Genomic DNA, 7,828 nt, shown 5'->3' with positions numbered 1-7,828 from the left:
TGTATTTCTTGCTCTTTACTTGGATAAATCCGATATTTATATGCTTTTAACATTCAGCTTACCTGCCTTTCTACCCTGCTACAAGCAAAATATCCATCAGTCCAAAATGTATGTTCTTTCCAAAAATGTTTCTTAAGATATTCTGTATGCTTTTTCCATATATTTTATGATTATATTATGCTTCTTGCATATCTCATAAGAAAACTGCTTGATATCATCCGACATTGATTTCGGCATTTCTATACTTGCATACAAAAATAATGTGATACTGCAATAAATACTTATGCCTATTCTTTGATTTCCACGTTCCCATAATGCCAATTATTGTACCATTAAATCATAATTTTTGCTACCTTAACCCACCCGTCTAAAGCCAGTGGGATTGCGGTAGCTTTAATTTCAATGCTCCTACATATGATGCAATAGTTTTCGTTGCTGGTTTACCTTGCCTTTCACGATTTTGAATCATATTTTCAGATACAAGTGTATTGCTTACCAAATTAAGAGAGGTAGTATTTCCAATATTATCCGCTAAAAATATTATAATTTTTCTAAGTAATTCTACATCAGTAATTTGTCTTAATCCTCTTCTTTTTTTGATTACATTATGCCCTAAACTTTTATTTTTATCAAGTTTGAGGTATTAATTCCCTAAACTTTTCTTATTTCAATTATCCATATTTAAAAATATGTATCTACATAAACAAAATTCCTCTGCTATCATACATACTCTAAGTATTTGTATTTCCACATCAGTAGACTTTTCTTTATCTGCTTTTATGTTCCTTTGTCCATTGACATATTAGACAAAAAAAAGGAGGACTTCTGCACATAGGCATAATAAGTCCTCCGAATTGAATACTTAATAACTAATTATATCTTTTGCTTTTTCTATTAGTTTTTTTGTACTATCAAAATCAATTGAATTCTCCAATTCTGTATTTTTAATTACAGAATCTAAATATGACCTATAAACTATCTCATGATTTCTACTAGGCTTACCTCCTAAAAGCAAGTTATCTTCAATCCAGTTATCAATTTCATTAAAATATTGATCCCCTTTGATTTCAAAAGATTGTTTTCCTCTCTCCAAAAGAATTTGTAAGTACTTTTCTATATACTTATTAGCTAAATTAAAGTTTTTATCCTTGTTATAATGCATAGCTACGGTTAAATAAAAATTCAAAGCCATAGCTACATTAATTTCTACCAGGTTAAATGTTTCTATTAAATCTTCAATTTTTTTACAAGTTGCACGCCAATTATCATTTTTAAGATTGCTTTTCATTAGCAATAAGGTGACTAGCTCAACAACATTTTTTAGAATGAACACCTGTAATTTTGCATCCACAAATTCATCCTCTTGAGTTTGTAGATAAGCAGATGCAAGCAAGCATTCTGTTGATAAGAGCAATTCCTCCGATGAAGGTAATATTTCTATCACCTCTTTTGCTTGTCCTAATTGAAGAAGGCATACCCCTTTCATGTTTAGTGCTTTTTTAGTTAATGTATTATTCTTAGATTGGTCAATTACTCTTTTAAATATTTCATTTGCATATCTTAAGTATTCCTGCTTTTTTTCTATCTCACCAACCAAATCGCATAGATTAACTATCAATTCCCCCATATAATAAAGCAATTCAAAGCATGAATAATATTGATTTATTGTCAATTTAATATTCCTAATAACGTCATCAATTCCACCCTTTGTAATCTCTTTTGAAAAATCCTCATATATTTTTTTTATTTGTTCTAGTGATAATTGAGGTTCATAACCAATCAATTCATCTACTGTAACGTCAAAAAATGTCGCAAGCTTTGGTAACAATAAAATATCTGGGTAACTCTGTCCAGATTCCCATTTTGAAACAGAAGCTTTTGTAACCATCATAAAGCCAGCTAATTCTTCCTGTGTTATATTTTTTTCTTTTCTTCTTCGATAAATATTCTCCGCAATTTTCAACATATATGACACTCCTTTTATGATATTTCCTTTTTATTTAATACAATAATAGAACTAATAATACAAATAATGATTAAACCACAGGTTGTAAAAATAGGTATGAAATAGTCATTAAAAACTATCCCCTTAATTATATCTACATTCTTCCCAATTAAGGCAATCGGCATATATTTTACAATTTCTTCTTTTAGAGAAAGAAGAAATTGTATCACTACACCACCTGTGACGAATAATAATGTGCCTATCACATTTTCAGTAATGACACTGCCTAGTATCTCAAGTGAAATCAAAAATATTCCAAAAATTAGTGGAAGAAATACTGCCATAAGGATATTCTTAATAGGAAATGTATTCCCAAAAAAATACTTTGTATATCCAAATGCTACAAGAAAACAAATACAATATGAAAAAATCCACATAATTGTATTAAAAAAACACTTTGATATTATTACTTGATATCTTGGTAATCCCTTTGATAGCAAATTTATTAAAGTTCCTTTTTGAATCTCATTCGTAACTTGTGTACTGAACAATATCACAAGGCCAAGCATTCCTGTTTGTTTGACGTTCTTAAAAAATTGTACCCAAGAATCAATTTCTGTTGGAGTATTAGCCTTGATATCAATGCCATCAGTTGCAATAGCTTGAAGGATTTGAGGAGTCAGTTTTGCTGTAAGTGGACTTATAAATCCAATAAATATAAATAACAATAAAAGTCCCAGCATCTTTTTTGTCCTAATATTTTCAATTAATTCTTTTTTTATCAGTGAAAAAAATATCTTCATGACTTAATTACCTCCATAAAAATATTTTCTAGTGTTGGCTCTTTCACACTAAACTCAAGAGGGAGAATATTCTCATTATGAAGTTCAGATAATATCTCAAACGCTTTCTTTTCAGAATCTACTTCTAAAAAACTAAGCGTACTTTCTTCCTCTTTAAAATTCATTTTCGAGATAACATTGTTGTTTTTAAACTTATTCAACTCATCAATAGATTTAAACCTTATATCAATTTCATTTGTACGTTTCATATTCTTCAACTCATCTATTGAGCCTTCTAATACGTTTTTACCTCCATCTAAGACAACAACATGATCACAAATTGCTTCAACATCAGATAAAATATGCGTAGAAAAAACAACCGTCGTTGTTGATTTTATTTTTCTAATGATCTCTAATATTTCTTTTCTGCCCACTGGATCAAGAGCCGAAGTAGGTTCGTCACAAATCAATAATCTAGGACTGTTTAAAAGAGCTTGTGCAATTCCTAAACGTTGTTTCATACCTCTAGAAAAACCCTGTATTCTTTTGTCAATTCCATCTAGTCCAACTAATTCTAATAATTCATTACTTTTTTTTACTATCTCATCATTATTAAGCCCAGTTATTGAACCGCATAATTTAAGATATTCTTTCGGCGTCATATAACCATAAAACTCAGGTACATCTGGTAAATAACCAATAAACCTATTTGTGCTTGTCTGACCATATTTTACTTTTTCACCAAATACTTCAATAGATCCATCATCAATTTTCAAAAATCCCAAAATCATTTTCATTGTTGTCGTCTTACCCGCACCATTTTTGCCTAAAAATCCAAATATAGTTTTTTCAGGAATAGCTAAAGACAGTCCATTCAAAATATTATGGCATCCAAAAGATTTAGATAGATTCTCTATTTTAAGAGCATACATTATTCATTATCCTTTCCTATTGTTAAATACAAAATAGGACCAATAGTTTGTATTAAAACAACTATAACAATCCACATTACCTTGTTCCCAAATCTAAACTTGTTGTGTTTTAATATATGGGACAATGCGTAAATCATAAGCCCAATTTCAAGAACAACTATCGGTATTAAGATTGGTAAATATTCTCTAATAAATTCCATTTTAAATCCTCCTTACGTTATCTTTATGTTATTTGTATTATATCACTTAACTTTATTAACTTTCAAGAAACTGTTAGTTGTTTTTTTAGCCGAAAATCAACTATCATGAAACCTCAACTTTTATATCTAAATTTAAATTAATTGCTCTACCGAGTTTATACACTTTTTTTTTTTTTTTTTTGGAAATAAAAATATGATATAATCAACCAGGAGGTATATAAATGGAACTTGAAAAATTAGTTAAAGAATTAGAAAAAGATAAGAAAAAAATGATAAAAATTAGAAGATATTTACATGAAAATCCAGAAATATCTTTTAAAGAAACTAAAACAGCTGAATATATATCAAAATATTATAAAAATAAAGGAGTTGAAGTTAAAACTCATGTCGGAGGAAATGGTGTAGTTGTAATAATAGATAGTGGAAAGCCCGGTAAGACAATGGGGCTAAGAGCAGACTTTGATGCTCTACCAATAAAAGAAGAAACAGGTCTAGCTTTTTCATCAAAAAATATAGGAGTCATGCACGCTTGTGGGCATGATGCACATACTGCCTATCTTATGGTATTAGCTGATATTTTGATAAAATATAAAAAAGAACTTAAAGGTAAAATATATATAATTCATCAACATGCCGAAGAAATGACACCAGGAGGAGCAATAGGTATGATAAAATCAGGTAATTTAGATGAAGTAGATAATTTTTTTGGCATACATGTTATGACGGATATGCCTTTTGGAAAAGTATATTATCATAGCGGAGAAACTCAACAAGGAAGATCAAAATTTAATGTTAAATTGATAGGTAAAGGTGGACATGGTTCTATGCCACATACTGCAAATGATGCTATAGTTGCTGGTGCTAATCTTATTATGGCATTACAGACTATAGTATCAAGAAGATTAAGTCCTTTTGAAAATGGTGTAGTAACTATAGGCTCATTTGATGGAGCAGGGACTTTTAATATAATAAAGGATAAGATTGAAATTACAGGTGATGTTAGAGCAATGTCAGAAAATACAATGAAAAAAATTGAAGAACAAATAAATATAATTTCTCAAGGTATTGCAAAAACTTATTCTATGGATATAGAGTACAACTTTTTAATTGATTATCCTATATTAAATAATGATAAAAAAATGACACAACTTGTTGTAAATGCAGTAAAAAAAGTGGGATTAGAAGCAGAAGACTGTGGTCCACAGTCTCCATCAGAAGATTTTGCTCATTATGCTAAAATTAAGCCTTCATGCTTTTTCTATGTTGGAGCAAAAAAAGATAATAATAATTATCCACATCATAATTCAAAATTTGATATTAATGAGGAAAGTTTATTAGTAGCTTCTAAAGCTATGCTAGCAGTTGTGTTTGAATATTTAGAAATTAATTAAAAAAAATTTTAATGGGAGTTTTTGTACTGCACCCATAATCTTGGACACAAAATTGGAGGTGCAGTACAAAGTAGATTCGCTATTATTTACTAAAACATTCTATTTAAAAAGAACATGTACCAATAAACAATACATAAAAATGATATTTTTTTATGAAAGGTTAGGTGCATGTTCTAAAAATTAGATTTTTTATGCTAAAATAATTTCTAATAAAACATTTTTTATTGCTAAGCTAGTATCGTAATTTAAAATTTCAGATATAGTTGTTTTATAATCTTTATTAGCTACTAAAATTTTATATATTTCATCTTTATCTACATTACTCATTTGTGCTTTTTTAAGAAACTTTTTAATAATATTTAATTTTTGAGTCTTTGAATCAAAAACAGCTTCATCACATTCAAAAGTAATTTCAACATTTTCATTTATAGATATTTCCCTAATTATAAAACTTGTTATATTCTTTTTAAAATTATATTCTGTTTCTATTTCTCTAATACTATCTTTAATTTTAATCATAACTTTTTTTATTTTTTTTCCATATATATTAAATTCAAAACTTCTATATCTAGGAATAACATTTATATTTCCTTCAGCCTTATGAATTAAAATTTTACTATCATTTTCTAAATATTTAAAATTTGTAGTTACTGATTCAACATTTGATAGATTATCTTTATTATCTTCTATTAAGTTAAATTCACCATCATCTCCAGAACCAATAATAATTTTTAGATTTTCAGGATTATCAATATTATTAATTCTTTCTTTTAATTTTGCTAATGGTATAATTGACCCTTCTTTAAAAAATATACCTAAGTTTTCTATACCTCTATTTATAGTAATATTCCTATTACCACTATACTTTAACCCCATTTGAAGGTCATACCAATTTCCTTTAGGTAACCATGCTTTGAATTCAGCCATTTCTGATTCTTCATTTATTTTCTTAGTAATTGGACAAATTATAAGTTCAGATCCAAAATAGTATTGATTTTTTACTTTATAACTTTCTTTATTTTCTGGATATTCATAGTACATAGGTCTAATTAATGGAATATTTTCAGTATTTGCAATAACATTCATAGTATATGTATATGGAATCAACTCATGTCTTAATCTTAAATATTCTACTATTATTGTTTTATATGGTTCTTTAAAATTCCATGGTTCTTTTTCTATAAATTCAGAATTTGAACTATGTAATCTATTTATAGGAGAAAATACTCCAAACTGTATCCATCTTAAAGTTAATTCATCTGACCTATAACCATGTCTGTGACCACCAATATCATGACTCCACCATCCATAACCTATATTAGATGCTGTAGATGTAAAATATGGTTGAAAATCTAGAGATTCCCAACTTATTACAGTGTCTCCAGAAAAACCAACTGGATACCTATGACTTCCTGGTCCAGCATATCTTGAGAAAGTTAATCCAATATTATTATTTTTTTTATTATCATTATAGTGATAATGGTTTAATACCCATAATGGATCTTTATTTTCATCTATTTTTGTTGGGCTTTGTTGCCAATCTATCCACCAAAAATCAACTCCAATATCTTCATTTGGTTTATATAAATATTTAAATGTATTTTCAAAAAATGTTTTTGACTTATGGTCAAAATCAATGTATAAATCTTTATTAGGATCAATATTCATAGCTTTAGCAAAATCTCTATACATTATTTCAAACGGTCTTATTCCAGCTGACGGATGTACATTTAATGTTATTTTATAGCCTTTTTCTTTAATATAATCAATAAATCTTTTAGGATCCGGGAATAACTCGTGATTCCAAGTATAACCTGTCCAAATACTTCCATATTTTTCAGGAATATCAACTAAATGCCAATCCATATCTAATACAGCAACAGAAAATGGTAGTTTTTCGTTTTCAAATTTTTCTAACAAATCTTTATAACTATTTTCATTATATGGATAATATCTACTCCACCAATTTCCAAGAGCATATCTAGGTAATTTTGGTTGTGGTCCTGTTAACAAGAAAAAATCTTTCAATGCTTCCTTATAATTTCTTTTGTAAGCAAAAACATATAAATCTATTTCATTAGATTTTCTATCCTCATACCATCCATTTTCTAGAAGTATTGGAGAGTTAGAATCATCAATTACGCTAATTCCATACTCTGATAAAATTCCATCATCTAATTCAACTTCTCCATCTATAAAATCAAGTGTTCTTCTTGTTCCACCAAGGTTACTTAATTTATCATTAAAGTGCCAAATCTCTTTGTAAGGATGTTTTGTTTTCCCGTTTAATTCTATACTTAGTCCATAAGGAGAAAACTCTCTTTTGTTATATCTAAGAGTTATATCTTTAGTTATAATTTTAAGAGAGTTTTCATCTTCATAAATTTCATATAAAACCTCAGGAAAATTTCTATTTATAACCATTTTAGTTCTAGCATCTTCGAAAATATTATTTTTTGAATATTCTAATCTTACTAATTTTGATGTTAATAAGGTAATTCTATATCCTTTTCCAATAATAATCGATTTTGGATTAGCCAAAGGATTAAAATCATTATACTTTTCAATATACATAAAA

7 protein-coding genes and 1 pseudogene are annotated in these 7,828 nt (G+C 27.9%); 1 reads left to right on the top strand and 7 read right to left on the bottom strand.

Translation table 11 applies throughout. From position 1 onward, the window contains the following. The 6 genes and pseudogenes from IMK15_RS06740 to IMK15_RS05425 all read right to left on the bottom strand — a co-directional run. Positions 1-53, bottom strand: a 53-nt coding sequence (locus IMK15_RS06740) for a helix-turn-helix domain-containing protein (RefSeq protein ID WP_192942169.1), incomplete at its 3' end; no start/stop codon positions are given. After that, a pseudogene (locus IMK15_RS06735) lies at positions 54-313 on the bottom strand (hypothetical protein). A 549-nt stretch (positions 314-862) separates the two neighbouring features. Then, positions 863-1,966: a helix-turn-helix domain-containing protein gene (locus IMK15_RS05440; protein WP_046328475.1), complete on the bottom strand. Its 1,104-nt coding sequence runs from the start codon at positions 1,964-1,966 to the stop codon at positions 863-865. Between the two features lie 14 nt (positions 1,967-1,980). Then, a complete protein-coding gene (locus tag IMK15_RS05435; RefSeq protein WP_192942168.1) occupies positions 1,981-2,748 on the bottom strand; it encodes an ABC transporter permease subunit in 768 nt (255 codons plus the stop codon). Next, the gene (locus IMK15_RS05430) at positions 2,745-3,659 is read right to left on the bottom strand and encodes an ATP-binding cassette domain-containing protein (RefSeq protein WP_192942167.1); all 915 of its coding nucleotides are present in this window, start codon (positions 3,657-3,659) and stop codon (positions 2,745-2,747) included. Before IMK15_RS05430 ends, IMK15_RS05435 begins: the two co-directional genes overlap by 4 nt. Beyond that, complete coding sequence (locus IMK15_RS05425; RefSeq protein ID WP_192942166.1) at positions 3,659-3,859, bottom strand: PLD nuclease N-terminal domain-containing protein; 201 nt, start codon at positions 3,857-3,859, stop codon at positions 3,659-3,661. The genes IMK15_RS05430 and IMK15_RS05425 overlap by 1 nt, the downstream gene beginning before the upstream one ends. A 221-nt stretch (positions 3,860-4,080) precedes the next feature. On the opposite strand from IMK15_RS05425, the gene IMK15_RS05420 reads away from it, so the two are divergent. Continuing rightward, positions 4,081-5,250, top strand: coding sequence for an amidohydrolase (locus IMK15_RS05420; protein ID WP_192942165.1), 1,170 nt, complete (start codon positions 4,081-4,083; stop codon positions 5,248-5,250). 189 nt (positions 5,251-5,439) lie between these two features. Here IMK15_RS05420 and IMK15_RS05415 read toward each other — a convergent pair whose 3' ends face one another. Beyond that, positions 5,440-7,824 carry a glycoside hydrolase family 31 protein gene (locus tag IMK15_RS05415; RefSeq protein WP_192942164.1) on the bottom strand — a complete coding sequence of 795 codons (2,385 nt, stop codon included), beginning with the start codon at positions 7,822-7,824 and terminating at the stop codon, positions 5,440-5,442. Positions 7,825-7,828 lie beyond the last annotated feature (4 nt).

It is taken from the genome of Sneathia sp. DSM 16631, assembly GCF_014892235.1.
Classification (GTDB): domain Bacteria; phylum Fusobacteriota; class Fusobacteriia; order Fusobacteriales; family Leptotrichiaceae; genus Sneathia; species Sneathia vaginalis.
This window is presented reverse-complemented; position numbering and strand designations above follow the sequence as displayed.

What these genes read in the sequence shown, in the direction of transcription:
- IMK15_RS05435 (WP_192942168.1), bottom strand. Translation starts at nt 2,748, where the DNA reads ATGAAGATATTTTTTTCACTGATAAAAAAAGAATTAATTGAAAATATT.
- IMK15_RS05430 (WP_192942167.1), bottom strand. Translation starts at nt 3,659, where the DNA reads ATGTATGCTCTTAAAATAGAGAATCTATCTAAATCTTTTGGATGCCAT.
- IMK15_RS05420 (WP_192942165.1), top strand. Translation starts at nt 4,081, where the DNA reads ATGGAACTTGAAAAATTAGTTAAAGAATTAGAAAAAGATAAGAAAAAA.
- IMK15_RS05440 (WP_046328475.1), bottom strand. Translation starts at nt 1,966, where the DNA reads ATGTTGAAAATTGCGGAGAATATTTATCGAAGAAGAAAAGAAAAAAAT.
- IMK15_RS05415 (WP_192942164.1), bottom strand. Translation starts at nt 7,824, where the DNA reads ATGTATATTGAAAAGTATAATGATTTTAATCCTTTGGCTAATCCAAAA.
- IMK15_RS05425 (WP_192942166.1), bottom strand. Translation starts at nt 3,859, where the DNA reads ATGGAATTTATTAGAGAATATTTACCAATCTTAATACCGATAGTTGTT.